We start from the raw sequence: 21,244 nt of genomic DNA, 5'->3' as shown, positions 1-21,244 counted from the left end.
AATCAATTACCAAAGGGCAACGCTGTAGCTCACCAGCAAACGCACTTCATCAGCGTCACGGGCAGAGTAGTTGGAGCGGTAGGTGGCATTGCGCAGACGCACGGCGACGTCCTTGAGGGCACCACTTTGCACCACGTATTTGATCTCGGTGTTGCGTTCCCACTCTTCGCCGGTAGCACCGTTTTTCAGCTTGATATTGTCACCGCTGATGTAACGGGTCATGAAGCTCAGGCCCGGAACCCCGAGCTTGGCGAAGTCGTAGTCGTAACGCGCCTGCCAGGAGTGTTCTTCGGCGCCGGCAAAGTCGTTGATCTGCACGAAGTTGACCAGATACGGGTCGGCACCATCGACATATGGGAAGGCGCTGTCACCGGACATGTGCTGATAACCGGCGGTAAGTTTATGCCCGCTCAAGGCATAACTCACCAGACCATTGAGGGATTTGTTGTCGATCTTGCCGCCACGGGCCTGGCCCTGGTCATTGCTGATGGCCAGCCGCAGGTCGGTGGCAAAAGTGCCCGGACCGAACGGTTGCGAGGCGACCAGACCAAGGAAATGCTGGTTGTAGACCTCGCCCAGTTGAGCGAAGTGGTAACTGCCGGTGATCTTGTCGGTGAACTTGTAGTCGACACCGCCGAAATCGAAATGCGTGCCGGGCACGGTGCCGGCGAAACGGCTGTTCTTGTTGTTGAGGGCGATGTCCTCGAAATCGGTGCTGTCGCGGTCCTTGGCTTTATCCAGGCGCCCGCCGGTGAAGGTCAGGTTCTTGATTTCCTTTGACGTCACCAGGCCGCCTTCAAAGGTCTGCGGCAGAATCCGCCCGTCGTTGGGCTTGAGGGTCGGCAATTCAGGTATCAGGCTGCCGACTTTGAGCTCGGTAGCAGAGATCTTCATTTTGCCGGTCAGGCCAAGTTTGGAGTACTCATTGGCGGCACGCCCGTCATCGTGGGTTGGCAGCAAGCCGGTGCCGGTACGGTCGGGGCTGGAATCGAGCTTGACCCCGAGCATGCCCAGCGCGTCGACACCAAAACCCACGGTGCCGTCGGTGTAGCCTGACTGCACGTTGAGCATGAAGCCCTGGGCCCATTCGTCACGCTTGGACTGTTGAGCACTGGTGCCACTGCGAAAGTCGCGGTTGAAGTACATGTTACGGGTTTCGAGGGTCGCGCTACTGTCTTCGAAGAAGGCAGCCTGGCTGACGGGCGAAAAGCCGGCGAGGGCGGCGGCACTGGCGAGAGCGGTGGAGGCGAGGCGGGAAAAACGCGCAGGCGGGCAAGCCTGAGGCTGTGTGGACAGCATGCTGAAATACTCCATTTATTGTTCTTATTTGACGAAAACGCTTCGAGGCGTTTTTCGGTTGCAGCGCTTCATGGTCACGGCAGTCGAAACTGTCCGTGGCTGGACTCTAACGGGCTAACCTTTCTCCAACCTTTCAGCAGACTTTCATTGTTTTCGGTCTTCACAGAGGCGGATGCGGCTGTAAACTCCGCGCCAAAGAATGGCGTCGACCATCCCCGAACGAGGTAAAAAACCATGCGTGTTCTTCTCGTCGAAGACCATCTGCAGTTGGCCGAAAGTGTCGCCCAAGCGCTCAAGAGCACCGGTTTGACCGTCGATGTGCTGCACGATGGGGTGGCTGCCGACCTGGCCTTGAACAGCGAGGAGTACGCGGTGGCGATCCTTGATGTCGGCCTGCCGCGCATGGACGGTTTCGAGGTGCTGGCGCGTTTGCGCAGTCGTGGCAAAAACTTGCCGGTGCTGATGCTGACGGCCCGCAGCGACGTCAAGGATCGGGTTCACGGGCTCAACCTTGGCGCCGATGACTACCTGGCCAAACCCTTTGAACTGACCGAGCTGGAAGCGCGGGTCAAGGCCCTGTTGCGGCGCAGCGTACTCGGCGGCGAGCGTCAGCAACGTTGCGGTGTGTTGGTGTATGACCTGGACACTCGGCGCTTCACCCTCGGCGATGAGCTGCTGACCCTGACTTCCCGTGAGCAAGCGGTGCTCGAGGCGTTGATCGCGCGCCCTGGGCGGGTGATGAGCAAGGAGCAGTTGGCCTCCCAGGTGTTTGGTCTGGACGAAGAGGCCAGCCCTGACGCCATCGAAATCTACGTCCACCGTTTGCGCAAGAAACTCGACGGCCATGCAGTCGCAATTGTGACCTTCAGGGGGCTCGGTTACCTGCTGGAAGCCCGCGATGCATAAGCCCGGCAGTCTGCGCTGGCGGCTACTCTGGAACCTCGCACTGCTGCTGGTGGTGCTGATGATCGCCAGCGGTTTGAGTGCCTACTGGAATGGTCGCGAAGCGGCCGACACGGCGTATGACCGGACCTTGCTGGCCTCGGCGCGAACCATCGCCGCCGGGCTTTCCCAGCGCGATGGCAGCCTCAGCGCCGATGTGCCTTACGTGGCGCTGGATACATTCGCCTACGACAGTGCCGGACGCATTTACTACCAGGTCAACGACATCCATCAGCAGCTGATTTCCGGTTACGAAAACCTGCCCGGACCACCGCCAGGCACGCCGCGAACCGACGATTATCCAGCGCTGGCGCGGTTCTATGACGCCATTTACCAAGGGCAGAACGTGAGGGTAGTGAGCCTGCTCAAGCCGGTGACTGAACCGAACATGAATGGCATGGCGGAAATCCGCGTGGCGGAAACCGACGAGGCCCGCGTCCGCATGGCTCGCAGCCTGATGACCGATACCTTGCTGCGTCTGGGCCTGCTGGCAGTGGGGGCGTTGCTGTTGGTGTGGTTTGCGGTGAGCGCAGCATTACGCCCAATCGAGCGTTTGCGCACGGTGGTGGAGGAGCGGCAGTCGGATGACCTTCGGCCGTTGCCACTGGTGGAAGTGCAGCGTGAATTGTGGCCGCTGGTACGCGCGCTTAACCACTTTACCGAGCGCTTGCGCGGGCAGTTCGAGCGCCAGGCGCAGTTCATCGCCGATGCCGCCCATGAGTTGCGAACGCCGTTGGCGGCTCTTAAAGCAAGGCTCGAATTAGGGCTGCGGGCGGGTGAGCCGCAAATCTGGCGAAATACGTTGGAGAGCGCTGCTCAGGGCACCGATCGGCTGACTCATCTGGCGAATCAATTGCTCTCGCTTGCACGCGTCGAGAACGGTGCGCGGGCGATTGCCGAGGGTGGGGCGCAGTTGCTCGATTTGAGTCAGCTGGCTCGTGAACTGGGCATGGCCATGGCGCCGTTGGCCCACGCGCGGGGCGTCGCGTTGGCGTTGGAGGCTGAGGAACCGGTATGGCTACGCGGCGAGCCAACGCTGTTGAATGAGCTGCTGAGCAATCTGGTGGATAACGCCTTGGCTCACACGCCCCCCGGCGGCAACGTGATCTTGCGCGTCAGTGCGCCCGCGGTGCTGGAGGTCGAGGATGATGGGCCGGGGATTCCGCTTGAGGAGCGCGACCGGGTGTTTGAACGCTTCTACCGGCGTAATCAGCAGGTGGCGGGTTCAGGCCTGGGCCTGGCGATTGTCGGTGAAATCTGCCGCGCCCATCTGGCCCAGATCAGCCTGCACGATGGCGCGCAACGTGGGTTGAAGGTTCGGGTCAGTTTTATCGCCGGGTAGGGCTGATTACCTGCGAGCGAAACACAACACCTGTGGCGAGGGGGCTTGCCCCCGCTGGAGCGCGAAGCGGTCCCAAGAATGGTCACCGCGTTTTATCTGAATCAACGACTCAGCCGATTTTACGACTGCTTCGCAGCCGAACGGGGCGGTGCGGCGTTCCGACAAGCCCCCTCGCCACAGAAGCCCCTCTGCAGTGATCAATAAAACATCGATCGTGACTCATCCAGATCGCTGCACATTGCCGTGTTCTCCGGATCAATCCCCAGTTTCTTGAACGCCGGCACGTTGAGCACGTCAATTCTGGACAACGGATGATCGGTGTCCTTGTGGCAATACAGGCTGGCGATCTGTACCAGATCGACATAATCGACCTGCTCGGACTGACGCTTGAAGTCCAGATACAGCCCCGGCAGTTTCACCAGCATTTCCGGAAACTCCCAGACCTGCAGCAGCTTGTCACCGAGCAGCGGATGAATGTGTTCGATCACATGGTTGAGGCTGACCGGGTCTGACAGCAGCTCGTAGTGGTCTTCGGCATAGGTCAGAATTGGCAGCACGCCGATCTGATGCACCAACCCGCCAAGCGCCGCCTGATCCGGTTTCAATTGGGTATGAGTGCGGCACAGTGCATAGCTGACACCGGCGATTTCCAGACTCTTGCGCCAGACTTCGCGCATCTTCTGTTCCACCACCTCGGAGCGGGCATGGAAAATCTGTTCCATGACCAGACCGATAGCCAGGTTGCTGCTGTAATTGATGCCCAGTCGGGTGATTGCCGTGTGCAGGTCTGTCACTTCCTGAGCCGCACGCAGCAACGGACTGTTGACCACTTTGATCAGCCGCGCGGACAACGCGGTGTCGCGGCCGATGACTTTACTCAGGTCGGCGACGCTGATTTCCGGGTCTTCGGCGGCCTTGCGAATCTGCAGGGCCACTTCCGGTAACGTTGGCAGAACCAGGTCATCGTTATCGATGGCCTCAACCAAATCCTGTTGGACCTTTTCCGCCAGCTCGCTCATTTAGTTTCTCTAGGGTATTGCAAAAAAATGCTGCAATTAACGCTGGATCTCGAGGTCACGATCCAGTGGGTAAGGCAGGTCGAGCAGGTGCAGGGCCGGGCCCTCCAGGGCGCCAAGATGCACGTCGCCACTGTCCGCGGCTTCGGCTTGCAGCACCGCCAACAGCTCGATGTTCTGTTCGGCATGAGCGGCAATCACCACTTCACCGATGGAGCTGCCGTGGGTTGGGGAAAACAGTGCGGTGCCTGGCTCGGGCAGCTCGGTGGCGTCGAGTTGCAGGCGATACAGCCGACGCTTGAGCTTGCCCAGGTACTGCATGCGCGCGACGATTTCCTGGCCGGTGTAGCAACCTTTCTTGAAGCTCACGCCGCCCACCGCTTGCAGGTTGAGCATTTGCGGAATGAACAGCTCGCGGGTTTGCGGCATGACCTGGCCGATGCCGGCGCGGATCTGCCCGAGCAGCCACTGGTTCAGGTCGCCTTCAGGCAGCAATGCGGCCAGCGAGTTGCGCAAGGTGCCGGCCTGACTGGCCGCCGCCCAGAGTTCGACGCGATCGGATGACACTCGAATGGCAATCAGACCGCCTGCGCGGGCAACTGCGCCGTCTTCCCGGGGAAGCGCCAGGCCCAGGCCGGACAGGATGGCTTCCGAGTGCTGCAGGCCAAAGCGAACCCAGTCAGCGCTTTCGTCGGTCAGCTTGGATTTGGAGAACACCGCGTACTTTTTCAGGTCCGCCAACTGTGGCTCCAGCAACTCGCTGGCCATCGCCAACAGGACCCCATCACCTTCCAGCAGGATGCGAAAACTCGACTGCATGCGGCCTTTCTGGGTGCAGCGTGCACCGAGGCTGGCGTGGGTGTCGCTCAGGTAATTGAGGTTGCAGGTCAATTGTCCCTGAAGGAACTTGCTGGCGTCGGAGCCGCGAACGGCGAGTACGCCTTCATGGGACAAGGTGCAGAAAAAAGCAGAATCAGCCATGGGTCATCGCAGGGTAAAGAGTCTGGAGCACATCATAAGGGGGCGCCCTTGAAATGGGTAGTTCACAAAGGTTCGAACGTGCCCGACCAAAGCCGACTGTTCTACGGGGATTGGGGCTGTATACTTGCGCTCTATTTGAGGAGCGCTCCATGGTCGAAGATGTTGAACTGAATCGCCTCTACTGGCACAGCCGCCGCGGCATGCTCGAGCTTGACGTGTTGCTCGTGCCGTTTGTCAAAGAGGTTTATCCGCACCTCAACGATGTCGATCGCGAGTGCTACCGCAAACTGCTCGAATGCGAAGATCAGGACATGTTCGGCTGGTTCATGGAACGCGCCGAGTCGGAAGACCCTGAGCTGCAGCGCATGGTTCGCATGATTCTGGACCGTGTCCAACCCAAGTGAGAGTGTCCTGTCTCACAGTTACTGTTTCTTTTTGACGGCGTCTGTTGTCGCCATGCCGCGTTGCCGCTCCTCGCCATAGCGGGCTATGACTCGTCGCGGCGCCTTGCCTGGCAACAACAGCCACTCGCCAAAAGAGAAACGTAACTGTGAGAAAGGACACCCAGTTTGAGTGCCGCTGGCATGCCTCGCGGCAATTGCTGGCGGCTTATCTTCTCGCCCAGCTGTTCGCGCTGGGTTCGCTGTTGCTGCTCTCTATGCCGCTATGGGCCAGTTTGCTCGGCATTGCGCTGTGCGCGGTTCACGGTTTTTGGGTGTTGCCGCGACAGATTCTGCTGACGCACCCGCAGGCATTTCGCGGCTTGCGCCGGGACGCCGATGGTTGGCAATTGTGGAATCAGGCGTCGGGTTGGCAAGCTGTGCAATTACGTCCAGACAGCCTGGCGCTACCGTTGGTCGTCGTGTTGCGTTTTCGTCTGCGCGGCGAGCGGCGGGTCCGGGCGATCTGTGTGCCGCGCGATGCGCAGGCGGCGGATGTTCACCGACGCCTGCGGGTCCGGCTCAAGTTCAGTCGGCGTAGGTGGGCGGCACCAGAATAGTGTCCAGTGCTTCTGGCAGCATGTTCGGGTAATCGAGGGTGTAATGCAGGCCGCGACTTTCCTTGCGCTCCATGGCTGAGCGAATCATCAGTTCTGCCACCTGGGCCAGGTTGCGCAGTTCGATCAAATCCCGGCTGACCTTGTAGTTGCTATAGAACTCGTCGATCTCGTCCAGCAGCAGGCGCACGCGATGCTGGGCGCGTTGCAGGCGCTTATTGGTGCGCACGATGCCCACGTAGTCCCACATGAACCGCCGAAGCTCATCCCAGTTGTGCGCAATGATCACGTCTTCGTCGGAGTCGGTGACCTGGCTGGCGTCCCAGGCGGGCAGGGTGCTCGGAATTTCGACTTGAGGCAGTTGTTCAAGAATGTCTGCTGCCGCCGAGCGGGCATAGACGAAACACTCCAGCAGCGAGTTGCTGGCCATGCGGTTGGCGCCGTGCAGGCCGGTGAAGCTGGTTTCGCCAATCGCATACAGGCCTGGCACGTCGGTACGACCGTGTTGGTCGACCATGACACCGCCGCAGGTATAGTGCGCAGCCGGGACCACCGGGATCGGCTGCTTGGTGATGTCGATGGAGAATTCCAGGCAGCGTTCGTACACCGTCGGGAAGTGCGACTTGATGAACGATGCAGGCTTGTGGCTGATATCCAGGTACACGCAGTCGATACCCAGGCGCTTCATTTCATGGTCGATTGCCCGGGCAACGATGTCCCGTGGCGCCAGCTCGGCACGCGGGTCAAAACGCGGCATGAAGCGTTCGCCGTTCGGCAGTTTCAAATGTGCGCCTTCACCGCGCAGGGCTTCGGTAATCAGGAAGCTTTTGGCTTGTGGGTGGTAGAGGCAGGTGGGGTGGAACTGGTTGAACTCCAGATTCGCCACCCGGCAGCCCGAACGCCAGGCCATGGCAATGCCGTCGCCGCAAGCGCCGTCAGGGTTGCTGGTGTAGAGATAGACTTTCGCGGCACCGCCGGAGGCGAGGATCACGAACCGCGCGCCATAGGTATCGACTTCGCCAGTGCCGCGATTGAGTACATAGGCGCCAAGGCAGCGATCACCTTCCAGGCCCAGGCGCTTTTCGGTGATCAGATCAACGGCGACCCGCTGCTCCAGCAACTCGATGTTCGGTCGTTGCCGTGCTTGATCAAGCAACGTATTGAAAATCGCGGCGCCTGTGGCGTCGGCGGCATGAATAATGCGCCGATGGCTGTGACCGCCTTCGCGGGTCAGGTGAAACTCGAAACCGCCGTCTTCAGTGCCGGACTGTTCATCGCGGGTGAATGGTACGCCCTGATCGATCAACCATTGAATGGCTTCGCGGCTATGCTCGACGGTAAAACGCACGGCGTCTTCGTGGCACAGGCCTCCGCCAGCGTTGAGCGTGTCATCGACGTGGGATTCAACGGTATCGGTGTCATCCAGCACGGCAGCGACACCACCCTGGGCCCAGTACGTCGAACCGTTGGCGAGGTTGCCTTTGCTCAGTACGGCAATGCGCAAATGATCGGGCAAGGTCAATGCCAGACTCAAACCGGCAGCGCCGCTGCCAATCACCAGAACATCGTGTTGAAACTGTTGGCTCATTTCAGGATTCCGCTCAAAGCGACCCGGGTCGGGGTTGGCGCAAGACACCTGAATCGGCGAGTCGAGACAGCCACACAGCGCACTAGTATATAGAGGGGTGGATCGGCACAATAGTCGGGCCTACGTGGCAATGTGAAACTACCGTGACGGAAAAGGTAGAGGGCCGTGTAGGGAAATTTACACGCGGGATCGACGATAAGACAGCCTGATCGCCGATGAAACGCTGTTTTTCGCCGCGTGGTCATACATTATTCGTCTCGCGCGACTATAAAGCTTGGGAACTTTGCAAGGCGTCCAAGCTCAATAGAAGGTTGCCTGAAACAAGGAACAGCGTCGGCTTCACGCAGGATTTGTGTTTTGGTCATTGCGGGTGGATTCGACGAAAAGATTATTCGCGTAGCCGGCCCAGCCCGTGCTGCGTCTTTCGTGTGTGCCAAATCAGAGCGCGCAGGAAACTTGCTTGGAGGGGGAGAACTTTTGCGAAAAGCCCGAGTCTATGTTTGCAAGCCTGATCGATTAGTTATGCAAGCCTCCTCCGAGCTTATCGAGGAGTGTTCATGCTAACCCAGGAAGAGGATCAGCAGCTGGTCGAGCGCGTTCAACGCGGCGACAAGCGCGCTTTCGATCTGCTAGTGCTGAAATACCAGCACAAAATTCTCGGGTTGATCGTGCGTTTCGTGCACGACACCCATGAAGCCCAGGATGTCGCACAAGAAGCCTTTATCAAGGCCTACCGTGCACTTGGAAATTTTCGCGGCGACAGCGCGTTTTATACGTGGCTTTACCGCATCGCCATCAACACGGCGAAAAACTATCTGGTTTCACGCGGCCGTCGGCCGCCGGATAGTGATGTCAGTTCAGAGGATGCAGAGTTCTACGATGGCGATCATGGCCTCAAGGATCTCGAGTCGCCGGAACGTGCATTGCTGCGTGATGAGATCGAAGGCACCGTCCATCGAACCATCCAGCAACTGCCAGAAGATTTACGTACGGCGTTAACTTTACGTGAATTCGATGGTCTGAGTTACGAGGACATTGCGAGCGTCATGCAGTGTCCGGTGGGTACCGTGCGCTCCCGGATTTTCCGCGCTCGGGAAGCCATCGATAAAGCCCTGCAGCCGTTGTTGCAGGAAAGCTGAGACAGCGGCGACAGCCAAGAGAGGAACCGCCATGAGTCGTGAAGCCCTGCAGGAATCGCTGTCCGCAGTGATGGATAACGAAGCGGACGAACTGGAATTGCGTCGGGTATTAAATGCCTTTGACGATGTTGAAACCCGCGAGACCTGGGCCCGTTACCAAGTCGCTCGGGCAGTCATGCACAAGGACCTGCTGATCCCTCGTCTGGATCTTGCTTCGGCCGTTTCTGCTGCCCTGGCTGACGAAGCCGTACCGGTCAAGACCACTCGTGGTCCATGGCGTACCGTGGGTCGTCTGGCGGTGGCCGCATCGGTGACCCTTGCTGTTCTGGCTGGCGTGCGTCTGTACAACCAGGATGAGATCGCCGGTGTCGAATTGGCCCAGCACTCCACTCAACCGGGTCTGGCCGTTCCTCAAGTAAAAGGTCCAGCCGTTTTGGCAGGCTACAATGAGAGTTCGGAAGCCACTGGTCCTATGGCCAACGGCGTATTGCAAGGTCAGCCGGGCTGGCATGATCAGCGTCTGCCAGGCTACTTGCGCCAACATGCTCAACAAGCTGCACTGAAAGGCACTGAAAGTGCTCTGCCTTACGCTCGTGCGGCAAGCCTGGAAAACCGTTAAGGAGGATCATGCGCGCCATCCCTCTACTTACGCTGCTGGTGACTGGCTGGTTTGTTGTTCCAGCCTATGCCGATGAGGCTCAGGACTGGTTGACCCGCCTGAGCCAAGCCGAACAACAGCAAAGTTTCCAAGGCACTTTCGTCTACGAGCGTAACGGTAGTTTTTCTACCCACAACATCTGGCATCGTGTCCAGGATGGCAAAGTCCGCGAGCGTTTGCTTCAGCTTGACGGTTCTGCTCAGGAAGTCGTACGTATTGATGGGCATACTCAATGCGTCAGCGGCAGCCTGGTGGCGGGGCTGGGGGATACTCCCGACTCTTCTGCTCGTGCGCTCGATCCACAAAAGCTCAAGAATTGGTACGATCTTGCCGTCATCGGCAAGTCGCGCGTGGCTGGGCGCCCGGCGGTCATCGTTTCATTGACGCCGCGTGATCAGCATCGTTATGGCTTTGAATTGCACCTGGACCGCGAAACCGGCTTGCCGTTGAAGTCATTGCTGTTGAATGACAAGGGGCAGTTGCTGGAGCGTTTCCAGTTTACTCGACTGGATACGGCTGACATGCCGACTGAGCGTGATCTGCAAGCCACTTCCGAGTGCAAGGCTGTGACGCTCGACAGCGACAAGGCATTAGCGGTGAAAACCGCTCAGGTATGGCATTCCGACTGGTTGCCACCTGGCTTCGAGCTCAGCAGCAGTAGTGCACGCCAGGATCCGCAGACCAAGGTCCAGATCAGCAGCTTGATGTATGACGATGGCCTGGCGCGTTTTTCGGTGTTCCTCGAGCCACTGAATGGCGCGGTGGTTACCGATACACGTACTCAGTTAGGCCCGACCGTTGCGGTTTCGCGACGTCTGACCACGCCTGAAGGCGAGATGATGGTCACTGTAGTCGGCGAAATTCCGATCGGCACCGCTGAGCGCATTGCACTCTCCATGCGTGCCAATACCACTGCGGCCAAGCAGTGAGCTGATCCGGTGATGCTCATCGGACAGTCGGTTGGTTGTGAAAGAGGCCAGCAATTGTCCACTGCACAATTGAGATGTTGAAATGTTTGGTGAGCATTTCCATTTGCAAAATCCCCAAAAATTTTCTATAGGTCAGAGCCCCACGGCTCTGGCCTTGTTTGTTGTTCCCGGAACAAAAGTACCGGTGTATGTTTCCCGGTATTCCTTGCTCCATATCGCTTAACCATGCTCGTCGTAACGGGAGCCGTATGTCGATACCACGTTTGAAATCCTACCTCTCCATTTTTGCCGCTGTATTGGTACTCGGTCAGGCCGTCAGTGCCCAGGCGGCCGAGTTGCCTGACTTCACGCAGCTGGTCGAGCAAGCCTCGCCTGCGGTGGTGAACATCAGTACCACGCAGAAATTGCCGGACCGTAAGGTCTCCAATCAGGATCTTCCGGATCTGGAAGGCCTGCCGCCGGCGCTGCGCGAGTTTCTCGAGCGTGGCATGCCGCCACAGCAGCGTGCGCCTCGTGGTCGCCAGCGTGAAGCGCAATCCCTGGGTTCGGGGTTCATCATCTCGCCTGATGGCTACATTCTGACCAACAACCATGTGATCGCCGATGCAGATGAAATCATCGTGCGTCTTGCCGATCGCAGTGAACTGAAAGCCAAGTTGATCGGCACTGACCCACGTTCCGATGTGGCGTTGCTGAAGGTCGAGGGCAAAGGTCTGCCGGTGCTCAAATTGGGTAAATCCCAGGATCTGAAAGCCGGGCAGTGGGTTGTTGCCATCGGTTCGCCGTTTGGCTTTGACCACACGGTGACCCAAGGCATCGTCAGTGCCATTGGCCGCAGCCTGCCGAACGAAAACTATGTGCCGTTCATCCAGACGGACGTGCCGATCAACCCGGGTAACTCGGGTGGTCCGTTGTTCAACCTCGCGGGAGAAGTGGTAGGGATCAACTCGCAAATCTACACCCGTTCCGGTGGTTTCATGGGTGTGTCGTTTGCGATCCCGATCGATGTCGCCATGGATGTTTCCAATCAGCTGAAAAGCGGTGGCAAAGTCAGCCGAGGCTGGTTGGGTGTGGTCATTCAGGAAGTGAGCAAGGATCTCGCCGAGTCCTTCGGCCTGGAGAAACCGGCCGGTGCGCTGGTGGCGCAGATCCAGGAGGGTGGTCCGGCTGCCAAGGGTGGTTTGCAGGTCGGTGACGTGATCTTGAGCATGAACGGTCAGCCGATCATCATGTCAGCGGATCTGCCGCATCTGGTAGGTGCGCTCAAGGCGGGCGAGAAAGCCAAGCTTGAAGTGATTCGTGACGGCAAGCGTAAAAATGTCGATCTGACGGTTGGTGCGATTCCAGAGGAAGGCAAAGAGCTCGATGCCCTTGCCAAGCCCGGTGTCGAGCGCAGCAGCAATCGACTGGGTGTATCTGTGGCCGATTTGAGCGATGAGCAGAAGAAAGCCTTCGATCTCAAAGGCGGCGTGGTGATCAAGGATGTTCAGGAAGGTCCTGCCGCCCTGATCGGCCTGCAGCCGGGCGACGTGATTACTCATTTGAACAATCAGGCGATTGGTTCTGCCAAGGAGTTCACGGAAATCGCCCAAGCGCTGCCAAAGAACCGCTCTGTATCGATGCGGGTCTTGCGTCAGGGGCGTGCCAGCTTCATTACCTTCAAACTGGTCGAGTAAGCCGGTTAGTCACTGAATAAAAAAACGCCTCGAAAGAGGCGTTTTTTTATGGGGCAAAGAAACCTCAGCCCATCATGTCCTTGACCAGGCGCTCTTGCTCCATCAGCTCCCGTTGACGCGCATCGATGCGTGACGACAGTGGGAAGTTGGTGCCCGCGCGACGTTTGGCGAAGTCCAGTTGCTGGATCGCCTGGCGGTAGTCGCCGATCAGTGCGAAGTACTCGGCGCGGGCTTGATGCAGGCCAATGATGTTGCCGGACTGGCCACGAGTCTCGGCCACCATGTACCAGACGTCCGGATCGTTCGGGCGGTTCTTGAGCAAGGCTTCAAGGGCTTTCTCGGCGTCAGCCGGGCGGTTCTGCTTGAGCAGCAAGTCGACCCGCACCTGATTCAGCGGATAGTTGCGCGGGTACTGCACGAGCATCCGGTCGACCCGCGTCTGTGCATCCGGCAGGCGACTGTTGGCGATGTCCAGATCGACTTGCGCCAGGTTGTAGATGATTTCGTCAGGCGACTTGGCCAGCAACTGCTTGAGGTTCTCACGGGCGTCGTTGAACAGGCTGCCCTTGATCTGGGCGATTGCCAGGCCATAACGTGCTACGTCGCTTTTCGGGTTTTCATCGAGTTGGGCGCGAAAGCGTTTAGCGGCAAGACCCGGACTGTCTTCGTAGAATAACTGGACGCGCGCGCGAATCAGTTGATACGTCAGGCTGTCTTCCTTGCCGCCCGGTTTGAACTGCTCGGCGCGGTTGCGGGTGTCGGCGATCCGCGATTCGGTGACCGGGTGAGTCAGCAGGAATTCGGGCGGTTTGGCATTGAAACGGTACTGGCGCATCAGACGTTCGAACATGGTCGGCATCGAGCGCGGGTCGTAACCGGCTTTCTCGAGGTTGAGCATGCCGATACGGTCGGCTTCCTGCTCCTTCTCCCGGGAGAAGCGCAGTTGCTCCTGAATGGCCGCTGCCTGGGTGCTGGCGATGGCAGCGATACCGGCGTCGCCGGCGCCAGCCGCGGCCACGATGATCCCGCCGAGTAGGGCCGCCATCATCGGGATTTGCATACGTTGCGAAGCTTCGACGCCGCGCGCAAAGTGGCGTTGCGACACGTGTGCCAATTCATGGGCGAGCACCGAAGCGTATTCGCTTTCGGTCTGGGCATTCAGAAACAGGCCGCCGTTGACTCCGACAATCCCGCCGGGTGCGGCGAAGGCGTTGAGTTGCGGGCTGTTGATCAGAATGAACTCCAGGCGCCGGTCATTCACCTGGCTGGTTTCCACCAGTTTATAGACACTGGTTTCGACGTAATCCTTGAGCAGTGGGTCGTTGAGTTGTGACACCTGGCTGCGCAGCATCGCCAGCCATGCGCGGCCCAACTGGTATTCCTGCTGTGGCGATACGATGGCAGAACTGGCATCGCCAAGTGACGGCAGGTCGTCGGCAAAGCCCGGTGAGGCTAGCAGGCAAGCGAGCGTCAGCAGGGTGGGGCGCAGAAAAGTCATGCATGAAGCCTTAGTCGACAAAGACCTTACTGTAGCCGGACACATGCGTTGCGACCAGATATTCTAGATCACTCAATCACCTATCCGGAGTGAAGCAATGACCGACGCTGTAGAGCATGACGCCGAACTGGACGCCAGCGGGTTGAACTGTCCATTGCCGTTGCTCAAGGCCAAGCTGGAACTCAATCGTCTGCCCAGCGGCGCGGTACTCAAGGTCATCGCTACCGATGCCGGCTCGCAACGCGACTTTCGCACCTTTGCCCGTTTGGCCGGTCATACGCTGCTTCATGAAGAAGACGAAGCTGGCGTTTATCGCTACTGGCTGAAAAAAGCCTGAATTTTGCGGCGTTCGTTGTTAAGGAATATCGATGTTCAAAGTGTTACGCGACTGGATTCAGCGCTACTTCTCCGATGAGGAGGCCGTGGTCCTGGCCGTACTGCTCTTTCTAGCCTTCACCGCGGTCCTGACTCTGGGTGGAATGCTCGCGCCGGTATTGGCAGGGATGGTGCTGGCGTATCTGATGCAAGGTCTGGTCAGCACCCTTGAACGCCTGCATTTGCCCGGTGCTGCCGCGGTGGGGCTGGTGTTCGCGTTGTTCATGGGCATGTTACTGCTATTTCTGGTCGTGGTGCTGCCGTTGCTTTGGCATCAACTGATTGCCTTGTTCAACGAACTGCCGGGCATGCTCGCCAAATGGCAGTCGTTGCTGCTGTTGCTGCCCAAGCGCTATCCGCATCTGGTGTCCGATCAACAGGTGCTGCAGGCCATCGAGGTGGCGCGTGGCGAGATTGGCAAGTTCGGTCAGTGGGCGTTGACGTTCTCGCTGTCCAGCTTGCCACTGCTGGTGAACATCATGATCTATCTGGTGCTGGTGCCGATTCTGGTGTTTTTCTTCCTCAAGGACCGGGTGATGATCGGCCAGTGGGTTCGCGGGTATCTGCCGCGTGAGCGTGCACTGATCACCCGCGTTGCCGAAGAAATGAACCGGCAGATCGCCAATTACATTCGCGGCAAGGTCATGGAAATGGTCATTTGCGGCGGGGCGACCTACATCGGCTTCGTTACCCTGGGGCTCAACTACGCCGCGCTGCTGGCGCTGTTGGTCGGTGTTTCAGTGGTGGTGCCGTATGTCGGGGCTGTGGTGGTGACCGTGCCGGTGCTGCTGATTGCATTGTTCCAGTGGGGCTGGAGCGATCAGTTCATCTACTTGATGGCGGTCTACGGGATCATTCAGGTGCTGGACGGCAATGTGCTGGTGCCGCTGCTGTTTTCGGGGGCGGTCAATCTGCACCCGGTGGCGATCATTTGCGCAGTGCTGCTGTTCGGCGGGCTGTGGGGGTTCTGGGGCGTGTTTTTCGCGATTCCGCTGGCTACCCTGTTCAAGGCAGTGCTGGATGCCTGGCCGCGCAAGGAGCCGATTGTTGCGCCGCTGCTTTAACTGTCAGCTGATTCTTCAGCGGGGCAGAGGACCTCATCGCGAGCAAGCCCGCTCCCACATTAGATCGTGTCTGTCTGAGTAACTCGGTCAACTGTGGGAGCGGGCTTGCTCGCGAAGGCGTCCGAACGGACGCCGAAATAATCAGGCCTTGTTCAGCGTTTGGGCTGCAGCCAATACCGCATCGACATGCCCTGGCACTTTCACACCACGCCATTCCTGGCGCAGCACGCCATTCTTGTCGATCAGGAAAGTGCTGCGATCAACCCCCATGTATTCCTTGCCATAGAGCTTTTTCAGCTTGATCACGTCGAACAGCTGACAGATGGTTTCGTCCTTGTCGCTGATCAGCTCGAACGGGAACTCCTGTTTGCACTTGAAGTTCTCGTGGGATTTCAGGCTGTCACGCGATACGCCGAACACTTCGGTGTTGGCCGCGGTGAACTGCGCATACTGGTCGCGAAAGCCCTGACCTTCGGTGGTGCAACCCGGCGTGCTGTCCTTGGGATAGAAGTAGATCACCACTTGCTTGCCCTTGAGGGCCGCGAGGCTGACGGTTTGCCCGCTGGTGGCAGGCGCTTCGAAATCGGCGACAGGTTGGTCGATAGCAACGGCCATGGGAGCTTCCTTACATTGGGTTCTGTGGGCGCCACGGTTCGATCAGCGCGTCCAGGTTCAGCGCGTCGGCGAAATCCAGGAACTGATCGCGCAGCCAGCTGATCTGCACGCCCGCCGGTAGCGTCACGGTAAACGTGGCGTTGAGCATGGTGCCGCCGGTTTGCGGTGCCTGATACGTGTCGCAGGTCAGGTTTTCCAGCTCGACGTTGTGGTCCATGAAGAACTGGCACAGCTCGTTGATGATGTCCGAGCGGTAAGCCGAGCTGACATAGGCGACATACGGCAGGGCCTGTGGACGGTTTTCCAGCGCCGCGCTGCGCACCACGTTGACCGTGAAGGCGTGCTTTTTGGCGAGGCTCGACAGGCTGCCTTCAAGGCGCGCCAGCGCGTCCCAGCTACCGGAAATCTCGAGGACCAACGCACTGCACTCGCCATGACGGGTCAGGCGAGAGGTGACCACGGCACAGCGGTTTTCATGGCTGGCGCGGCACAGGACGTTAGTCAGCTCCATGGGGTTGGCGCCAAGGGCACTGATGACAAGGAATTGTTCGCGAACTGTGGGGGTGGACATGCAGCATTCCTAAAGCGATGAGCGGTCGGTACTTATCAAGGGCCGATTCGTCGGGGTGGGCGTCCGGATGCGAAATCAAAAAGCCCGAGCCAGATGGTTGCGACGAGCTCCAGTGAGGCGAGATCGGGTAGGCGGCAACGCAGGATCGGGGCTTGTGAGGCCGAAAGTGGAGGCTGGAACCCGGCGTACGAGCCTGTCGGTACTGATCAAAGTCTGAAGGGTAGCGAAAACCGGCGCTTAGGGGAATGGCGCGAGCGCAGTACTTCGCTTGTACAAGCATCTTGGCGCCAGTACCATTACCGTTCTCTTTTTCCGGCAGGAGCGGTTGCATGATTGCGGGCAGTATGGTGGCACTGGTCACACCCATGGATGCACAGGGTCGTCTTGACTGGGACAGCCTGAGCAAACTGGTGGACTTTCACCTGCAAAACGGCACCCACGCCATTGTGGCGGTCGGCACCACAGGTGAGTCTGCGACCCTTGACGTGAACGAACACATCGAAGTGATTCGTCGCGTGGTCAAGCAGGTCAACGGTCGTATTCCGGTAATCGCCGGTACAGGCGCCAATTCGACGCGCGAAGCGATCGAACTGACCACCAATGCGAAGACCGCCGGCGCCGACGCGTGCCTGCTGGTAACGCCGTACTACAACAAGCCGACGCAAGAAGGCCTGTACCTGCACTTCAAGACCATCGCCGAAGCTGTCGACATCCCGCAGATCCTCTACAACGTGCCGGGTCGTACCGCGTGCGACATGCAGGCCGAGACGGTCATCCGCCTGTCGACCGTGAAGAACATCATCGGCATCAAGGAAGCCACGGGCGATCTTTCGCGCGCCAAGGCCATCCTCGACGGTGTCAGCAAGGACTTCCTGGTGATTTCCGGCGACGACGCCACCGCAGTCGAGCTGATCCTGCTGGGCGGCAAAGGCAATATCTCGGTGACCGCCAACGTTGCGCCGCGTGACATGAGCGATCTGTGCATCGCCGCCTTGAACGGTGATGCCGTCAAAGCCCGCGCGATCCACGAAAAGCTGATGCCGCTCAATAAAACCCTGTTTATCGAATCCAACCCTATCCCCGTGAAATGGGCGCTGCATGAAATGGGCTTGATGCCGGACGGTATCCGTCTGCCGCTCACCTGGCTCAGCGAAGCCTGTCACGAACCGCTGCGACAGGCCATGCGCCAGTCCGGCGTATTGGTTTAATTGAGGAAGTACAACGCATGAAGCGAATGGCCGGACTTTCCGCACTTGCCTTGATTATCTCCAGCACCAGTGGCTGTGGATGGATCTGGGGCCCGGAAGGTTACTTCCGTGACCGTGGTAGCGATTACCTGGAAGCGCAACAGACTGCACCGATGCAACTGCCGCCGGATGTCCATACCTCCAAGCGCCTGGACCCGTTGCTGCCGATTCCGCGCAACGTCGCTGATGACACGTTCAAGGGCGAATACGTCGTTCCTCGTCCGCAGCCGTTGTCGGCGATTGCCGATGCCAGCGATTACAGCCTGCAAAAAAGCGGCGATACGCGTTGGGTCATGGCCCAGCATCCACCGGCTGAAGTCTGGCCAGTGGCTGTGCAGTTCTTCCAGGACAACGGCTTCCGTCTGGATCAACAGCGTCCGCAAACCGGCGAGTTCACCACGGCCTGGCAGCGTCCTGACGAGCTTTCTGCGACGATGGCCAAGCGCCTGAGCAGTACCGGCGTTGGTTCTGACAGCCAGACTCGGGTGCGGGTGCGCATCGAGCCAGGCGTGCAGCGCAACACCAGTGAAGTCTACGTGGTCAGCGCCGAGCGTCCTGCCGGTAGCACCGCCGATGTCGCGTTCACCAACCGTTCGGTCAACACCGGCCTGGACGCAGCGCTGATCGACGACATGCTCGCCAGCATGAGCCGCACGTCGGAGAAGGGCGGTTCGGTCTCGATGCTCGCCTCGCGTGATTTCGATACGCCAAACCGTGTCAGCCTGACTGAAGACGGCAGCGGTAACCCGGTGCTCAACGTCGGTACCGACCTTGACCGCGCCTGGTCGAGCGTAGGGCGCGCGTTGGAAAAGGGTGAATGGCGTGTTGAAGACATCAACCGCAGCCTGGGCCTGTACTACATCAACCTTTCCGAAAAAGCCGAGAAGAAAAACGAAAAGCCGGGCTTCTTCAGCAGCCTGTTCGGCAGTGCGCCGAGCAAGGAAGAAGTTGAAGCCCGCGCCGAGCGTTATCAGGTTCGTCTGAGCAAGGTTGGCGAGAACGTACAAGTGACCGTCGAGAAGAACATCAACACCGTTGCGCCGGCTGAAGTGGCGCGCAAAGTGTTGGGCGTGATTCAGGACAACCTGGGCTGATCAGATGCGTTTCGCCGTTCTCGGCAGTGGTAGCCAAGGGAATGGCACGCTGATAGCCAGTGATGACACGTACGTCCTGGTCGATTGTGGTTTCTCCTTGCGTGAAACCGAAAAACGCCTGCTGCGCCTGGGTGTAAGCCCGACGCAGTTGAGCGCGATACTGGTGACCCACGAACATGCCGACCACGTGCATGGCGTGGGTTTGCTGTCTCGGCGCTACAATCTTCCTGTCTACCTGAGTCGCGGTACCCTGCGCGGGATGCGCAAGCCGGTTGAACCGGCAGGCTTTGTCGCCGGTGGTGAGCAGTTGCAGATCGGCGGGCTGAGTATCGGCGTCATTGCCGTGGCCCACGATGCGCAGGAACCGACGCAATACGTCTTCAGTGACGGTTCGCGGCGTTTCGGCCTGCTGACCGACCTTGGTTCGTACTGCGCCACGGTGCTGGACGGTTATCGGGATCTCGATGCATTGATGATCGAATCCAATCACTGCCGCGACCTGCTGGCCCGCGGTCACTACCCGTACTTTCTCAAGCAGCGGGTAGGCGGTGAACTGGGACATTTGAACAACCATCAGGCCGCAAGCCTGGTGGCCGAGTTGGGCTGGCAGGACCTGCAACACCTGGTACTGGCCCATCTGAGCAGCAAGAACAACCTGCCGCAGCTGGCCCGGCAATGTTTTGTCGACACCCTTGGGTGCGACCCGGACTGGCTGCAATTGGCCGATCAAGATTCAGGGCTCGACTGGCGACATATCGCCTAGCCCATCTACTTAGCAAGCGGAGCCCATCATGGAAAAACGTGAAGAACTCTACCGCGGCAAAGCCAAATCGGTTTACAAGACCGACGACGCTGACCGCTTGATCCTGCTGTTTCGCAACGACACTTCGGCGTTCGACGGCAAGCGCATCGAGCAGCTCGACCGCAAAGGCATGGTGAACAACAAGTTCAACGCCTTCATCATGCAGAAACTCGAAGAAGCCGGCGTGCCGACCCAATTCGACAAACTGCTGGGCGACAACGAGTGCCTGGTGAAGAAGCTCGACATGATCCCGGTCGAATGCGTCGTGCGTAACTACGCCGCCGGCAGCCTGGTCAAGCGTCTGGGCGTCGAAGAGGGCATGAAGCTCAACCCTTACACCTTCGAACTGTTCCTGAAGGACGACGCCAAGGGCGACCCGTTCATCAACGAATCCCACGTCGTGGCATTCGGTTGGGGCAAGGCCGAGCAACTGGTTCGCATGAAAGAACTGTCGCTCAAGGTCAACGAAGTCCTGAGCAAACTGTTCGACGACGCCGGCCTGCTGCTGGTCGACTTCAAGCTTGAATTCGGCGTGTTCCACGGTGAAATCGTCCTCGGCGACGAGTTCAGCCCGGACGGCTGCCGCCTGTGGGACAAAGCCACCGGCAAGAAAATGGACAAGGATCGCTTCCGTCAGGGCCTCGGTGACGTCATCGAAGCCTACGAAGAAGTCGCCAAGCGCCTCGGCGTACCGCTGTAATCGACGCAAGCATCTGATAGCACGGAAAAAAATTCACTTGGGGGGTTCGCTTCCGCTGAATGTGCTGTTATGATGCGCGCCGTTGGAGAGATGCCAGAGTGGCCGAATGGGACGGATTCGAAATCCGTTGTACCTTCACCGGTACCTAGGGTTCGAATCCCTATCTCTCCGCCATTATTGAATAAGACTAAGCCCCTGTAATCGTTAAAGATTACAGGGGCTTTTTCGTTTCCGATGTTTTGTTTAGGGCATTTTTAGGGCATGAAATGTATCTGTGAGGCCGTTCAAGGCTGCTCTGAGCCAAATCTCTCCATGCTCACCGGCAAACCTGATGCTTTGTACGGACCTTGGAGGTTTTCATAGTGGCAACCCAGGCTCTTTGGTATGGAAAAAGAATTTCTAGGCGGGGGTTGATAACGTGTTTTAATGCTGTACTATTCGCGTCCCGCTGACGAGCAGCTTGATGTTGTTTTCGGCCTAAGTAATTGATTTTTTAATAAAATCAGGAGCTTTTAGGGGTGTTACTTGAGGGCGTTTGCTGTAGAATGCGCGCCTCGGTTGAGACGAAAGATCTTAACCAACCGCTCTTTAACAACTGAGTCAAGCAATTCGTGTGGGTGCTTGTGCAGTCAGGCTGATAGTCAACAAGATTATCAGCATCACAAGTTACTCCGCGAGAAATCAAAGATGTAACCAACGATTGCTGAGCCA

General features: G+C 58.6%; 21 protein-coding genes and 1 tRNA gene. 15 read left to right on the top strand and 7 right to left on the bottom strand.

Annotated elements, in window-relative coordinates; translation table 11 throughout:
* Positions 1 to 6: 6 nt before the first annotated feature.
* On the bottom strand, positions 7 to 1,299 hold the full coding sequence (locus AC3WK5_RS22455; protein WP_054598260.1) for an OprD family porin: 1,293 nt from the start codon (positions 1,297 to 1,299) through the stop codon (positions 7 to 9).
* Positions 1,300 to 1,533: 234 nt separating this feature from the next.
* Between AC3WK5_RS22455 and AC3WK5_RS22450 the strand changes: the two genes are divergently transcribed.
* Positions 1,534 to 2,205 (top strand): response regulator, encoded by a 672-nt coding sequence (locus AC3WK5_RS22450; RefSeq protein WP_019692544.1) that lies wholly within the window; start codon positions 1,534 to 1,536, stop codon positions 2,203 to 2,205.
* A complete protein-coding gene (locus tag AC3WK5_RS22445; RefSeq protein WP_103319998.1) occupies positions 2,198 to 3,583 on the top strand; it encodes a sensor histidine kinase in 1,386 nt (461 codons plus the stop codon). Before AC3WK5_RS22450 ends, AC3WK5_RS22445 begins: the two co-directional genes overlap by 8 nt.
* A 197-nt stretch (positions 3,584 to 3,780) precedes the next feature.
* Here the strand turns inward: AC3WK5_RS22445 and AC3WK5_RS22440 are convergent, their stop codons facing one another.
* Both AC3WK5_RS22440 and ygfZ read right to left on the bottom strand, forming a co-directional pair.
* Positions 3,781 to 4,602 carry an HDOD domain-containing protein gene (locus AC3WK5_RS22440; RefSeq protein WP_054596103.1) on the bottom strand — a complete coding sequence of 274 codons (822 nt, stop codon included), beginning with the start codon at positions 4,600 to 4,602 and terminating at the stop codon, positions 3,781 to 3,783.
* Between the two features lie 36 nt (positions 4,603 to 4,638).
* Complete coding sequence (gene ygfZ, locus AC3WK5_RS22435; protein WP_103319996.1) at positions 4,639 to 5,580, bottom strand: CAF17-like 4Fe-4S cluster assembly/insertion protein YgfZ; 942 nt, start codon at positions 5,578 to 5,580, stop codon at positions 4,639 to 4,641.
* A gap of 149 nt (positions 5,581 to 5,729) precedes the next feature.
* Here ygfZ and AC3WK5_RS22430 point away from each other — a divergent pair, with 149 nt between their 5' ends.
* Entirely contained in the window at positions 5,730 to 5,984 is a 255-nt protein-coding gene (locus AC3WK5_RS22430) for an FAD assembly factor SdhE (RefSeq protein WP_019692540.1), read from the top strand.
* 146 nt (positions 5,985 to 6,130) lie between these two features.
* Positions 6,131 to 6,580, top strand: a complete 450-nt coding sequence (locus AC3WK5_RS22425; RefSeq protein ID WP_103319993.1) for a protein YgfX — start codon at positions 6,131 to 6,133, stop codon at positions 6,578 to 6,580.
* Here the strand turns inward: AC3WK5_RS22425 and nadB are convergent.
* On the bottom strand, positions 6,549 to 8,165 hold the full coding sequence (gene nadB, locus AC3WK5_RS22420; protein WP_054596106.1) for an L-aspartate oxidase: 1,617 nt from the start codon (positions 8,163 to 8,165) through the stop codon (positions 6,549 to 6,551). The genes AC3WK5_RS22425 and nadB overlap by 32 nt on opposite strands.
* A 557-nt stretch (positions 8,166 to 8,722) precedes the next feature.
* Here nadB and rpoE point away from each other — a divergent pair.
* The 4 genes from rpoE (at position 8,723) to AC3WK5_RS22400 (ending at position 12,567) form a co-directional block, all read left to right on the top strand.
* Positions 8,723 to 9,304, top strand: a complete 582-nt coding sequence (gene rpoE / locus AC3WK5_RS22415; protein WP_019692537.1) for an RNA polymerase sigma factor RpoE/AlgU — start codon at positions 8,723 to 8,725, stop codon at positions 9,302 to 9,304.
* 31 nt (positions 9,305 to 9,335) lie between these two features.
* Positions 9,336 to 9,923, top strand: a complete 588-nt coding sequence (locus AC3WK5_RS22410; protein WP_054596107.1) for a sigma-E factor negative regulatory protein — start codon at positions 9,336 to 9,338, stop codon at positions 9,921 to 9,923.
* An 8-nt stretch (positions 9,924 to 9,931) separates the two neighbouring features.
* Positions 9,932 to 10,891 (top strand): MucB/RseB C-terminal domain-containing protein, encoded by a 960-nt coding sequence (locus AC3WK5_RS22405; RefSeq protein WP_054596108.1) that lies wholly within the window; start codon positions 9,932 to 9,934, stop codon positions 10,889 to 10,891.
* Between the two features lie 248 nt (positions 10,892 to 11,139).
* Positions 11,140 to 12,567: a DegQ family serine endoprotease gene (locus tag AC3WK5_RS22400; protein WP_054596109.1), complete on the top strand. Its 1,428-nt coding sequence runs from the start codon at positions 11,140 to 11,142 to the stop codon at positions 12,565 to 12,567.
* Positions 12,568 to 12,631: 64 nt separating this feature from the next.
* On the opposite strand, the gene AC3WK5_RS22395 is transcribed toward AC3WK5_RS22400, so the two are convergent.
* Positions 12,632 to 14,065 (bottom strand): M48 family metalloprotease, encoded by a 1,434-nt coding sequence (locus AC3WK5_RS22395; protein WP_103319989.1) that lies wholly within the window; start codon positions 14,063 to 14,065, stop codon positions 12,632 to 12,634.
* Positions 14,066 to 14,162: 97 nt separating this feature from the next.
* On the opposite strand from AC3WK5_RS22395, the gene AC3WK5_RS22390 reads away from it, so the two are divergent.
* Together AC3WK5_RS22390 and AC3WK5_RS22385 are read left to right on the top strand one after the other, a co-directional pair.
* Positions 14,163 to 14,402, top strand: a complete 240-nt coding sequence (locus AC3WK5_RS22390) for a sulfurtransferase TusA family protein (RefSeq protein WP_054596111.1) — start codon at positions 14,163 to 14,165, stop codon at positions 14,400 to 14,402.
* 31 nt (positions 14,403 to 14,433) lie between these two features.
* Positions 14,434 to 15,504, top strand: coding sequence for an AI-2E family transporter (locus tag AC3WK5_RS22385; protein WP_054596112.1), 1,071 nt, complete (start codon positions 14,434 to 14,436; stop codon positions 15,502 to 15,504).
* A gap of 141 nt (positions 15,505 to 15,645) precedes the next feature.
* Here AC3WK5_RS22385 and AC3WK5_RS22380 read toward each other — a convergent pair whose 3' ends face one another.
* Both AC3WK5_RS22380 and AC3WK5_RS22375 read right to left on the bottom strand, forming a co-directional pair.
* Entirely contained in the window at positions 15,646 to 16,119 is a 474-nt protein-coding gene (locus AC3WK5_RS22380; RefSeq protein ID WP_103319987.1) for a peroxiredoxin, read from the bottom strand.
* A 10-nt stretch (positions 16,120 to 16,129) separates the two neighbouring features.
* A complete protein-coding gene (locus tag AC3WK5_RS22375; protein WP_019692529.1) occupies positions 16,130 to 16,690 on the bottom strand; it encodes a glycine cleavage system transcriptional repressor in 561 nt (186 codons plus the stop codon).
* Positions 16,691 to 17,019: 329 nt separating this feature from the next.
* Between AC3WK5_RS22375 and dapA the strand changes: the two genes are divergently transcribed.
* From dapA to AC3WK5_RS22350, 5 genes are all read left to right on the top strand, one after another.
* Positions 17,020 to 17,898, top strand: a complete 879-nt coding sequence (gene dapA / locus AC3WK5_RS22370; protein WP_054596114.1) for a 4-hydroxy-tetrahydrodipicolinate synthase — start codon at positions 17,020 to 17,022, stop codon at positions 17,896 to 17,898.
* A 17-nt stretch (positions 17,899 to 17,915) separates the two neighbouring features.
* On the top strand, positions 17,916 to 19,031 hold the full coding sequence (gene bamC / locus AC3WK5_RS22365) for an NlpB/DapX family lipoprotein (protein WP_103319985.1): 1,116 nt from the start codon (positions 17,916 to 17,918) through the stop codon (positions 19,029 to 19,031).
* A 4-nt stretch (positions 19,032 to 19,035) separates the two neighbouring features.
* Positions 19,036 to 19,794 carry an MBL fold metallo-hydrolase gene (locus AC3WK5_RS22360; RefSeq protein ID WP_103319983.1) on the top strand — a complete coding sequence of 253 codons (759 nt, stop codon included), beginning with the start codon at positions 19,036 to 19,038 and terminating at the stop codon, positions 19,792 to 19,794.
* Between the two features lie 28 nt (positions 19,795 to 19,822).
* Entirely contained in the window at positions 19,823 to 20,533 is a 711-nt protein-coding gene (gene purC, locus AC3WK5_RS22355; protein WP_019692525.1) for a phosphoribosylaminoimidazolesuccinocarboxamide synthase, read from the top strand.
* A gap of 84 nt (positions 20,534 to 20,617) precedes the next feature.
* A tRNA-Ser gene (locus AC3WK5_RS22350) sits at positions 20,618 to 20,707 on the top strand.
* Positions 20,708 to 21,244: the final 537 nt, after the last annotated feature.

Source organism: Pseudomonas sp. FW306-02-D09B (assembly GCF_058782685.1).
The sequence above is the reverse complement of the archived record's forward strand: the minus strand, read 5'-3'. Positions and strand labels throughout refer to the sequence as shown.

Bases quoted from the DNA above. Each gene is read 5' to 3' on its own strand.
- AC3WK5_RS22455 (WP_054598260.1), bottom strand. From the start codon at position 1,299: ATGCTGTCCACACAGCCTCAGGCTTGCCCGCCTGCGCGTTTTTCCCGC.
- AC3WK5_RS22450 (WP_019692544.1), top strand. From the start codon at position 1,534: ATGCGTGTTCTTCTCGTCGAAGACCATCTGCAGTTGGCCGAAAGTGTC.
- AC3WK5_RS22445 (WP_103319998.1), top strand. From the start codon at position 2,198: ATGCATAAGCCCGGCAGTCTGCGCTGGCGGCTACTCTGGAACCTCGCA.
- AC3WK5_RS22440 (WP_054596103.1), bottom strand. From the start codon at position 4,602: ATGAGCGAGCTGGCGGAAAAGGTCCAACAGGATTTGGTTGAGGCCATC.
- ygfZ (WP_103319996.1), bottom strand. From the start codon at position 5,580: ATGGCTGATTCTGCTTTTTTCTGCACCTTGTCCCATGAAGGCGTACTC.
- AC3WK5_RS22430 (WP_019692540.1), top strand. From the start codon at position 5,730: ATGGTCGAAGATGTTGAACTGAATCGCCTCTACTGGCACAGCCGCCGC.
- nadB (WP_054596106.1), bottom strand. From the start codon at position 8,165: ATGAGCCAACAGTTTCAACACGATGTTCTGGTGATTGGCAGCGGCGCT.
- rpoE (WP_019692537.1), top strand. From the start codon at position 8,723: ATGCTAACCCAGGAAGAGGATCAGCAGCTGGTCGAGCGCGTTCAACGC.
- AC3WK5_RS22410 (WP_054596107.1), top strand. From the start codon at position 9,336: ATGAGTCGTGAAGCCCTGCAGGAATCGCTGTCCGCAGTGATGGATAAC.
- AC3WK5_RS22405 (WP_054596108.1), top strand. From the start codon at position 9,932: ATGCGCGCCATCCCTCTACTTACGCTGCTGGTGACTGGCTGGTTTGTT.
- AC3WK5_RS22400 (WP_054596109.1), top strand. From the start codon at position 11,140: ATGTCGATACCACGTTTGAAATCCTACCTCTCCATTTTTGCCGCTGTA.
- AC3WK5_RS22395 (WP_103319989.1), bottom strand. From the start codon at position 14,065: ATGACTTTTCTGCGCCCCACCCTGCTGACGCTCGCTTGCCTGCTAGCC.
- AC3WK5_RS22390 (WP_054596111.1), top strand. From the start codon at position 14,163: ATGACCGACGCTGTAGAGCATGACGCCGAACTGGACGCCAGCGGGTTG.
- AC3WK5_RS22385 (WP_054596112.1), top strand. From the start codon at position 14,434: ATGTTCAAAGTGTTACGCGACTGGATTCAGCGCTACTTCTCCGATGAG.
- AC3WK5_RS22380 (WP_103319987.1), bottom strand. From the start codon at position 16,119: ATGGCCGTTGCTATCGACCAACCTGTCGCCGATTTCGAAGCGCCTGCC.
- AC3WK5_RS22375 (WP_019692529.1), bottom strand. From the start codon at position 16,690: ATGTCCACCCCCACAGTTCGCGAACAATTCCTTGTCATCAGTGCCCTT.
- dapA (WP_054596114.1), top strand. From the start codon at position 17,020: ATGATTGCGGGCAGTATGGTGGCACTGGTCACACCCATGGATGCACAG.
- bamC (WP_103319985.1), top strand. From the start codon at position 17,916: ATGAAGCGAATGGCCGGACTTTCCGCACTTGCCTTGATTATCTCCAGC.
- AC3WK5_RS22360 (WP_103319983.1), top strand. From the start codon at position 19,036: ATGCGTTTCGCCGTTCTCGGCAGTGGTAGCCAAGGGAATGGCACGCTG.
- purC (WP_019692525.1), top strand. From the start codon at position 19,823: ATGGAAAAACGTGAAGAACTCTACCGCGGCAAAGCCAAATCGGTTTAC.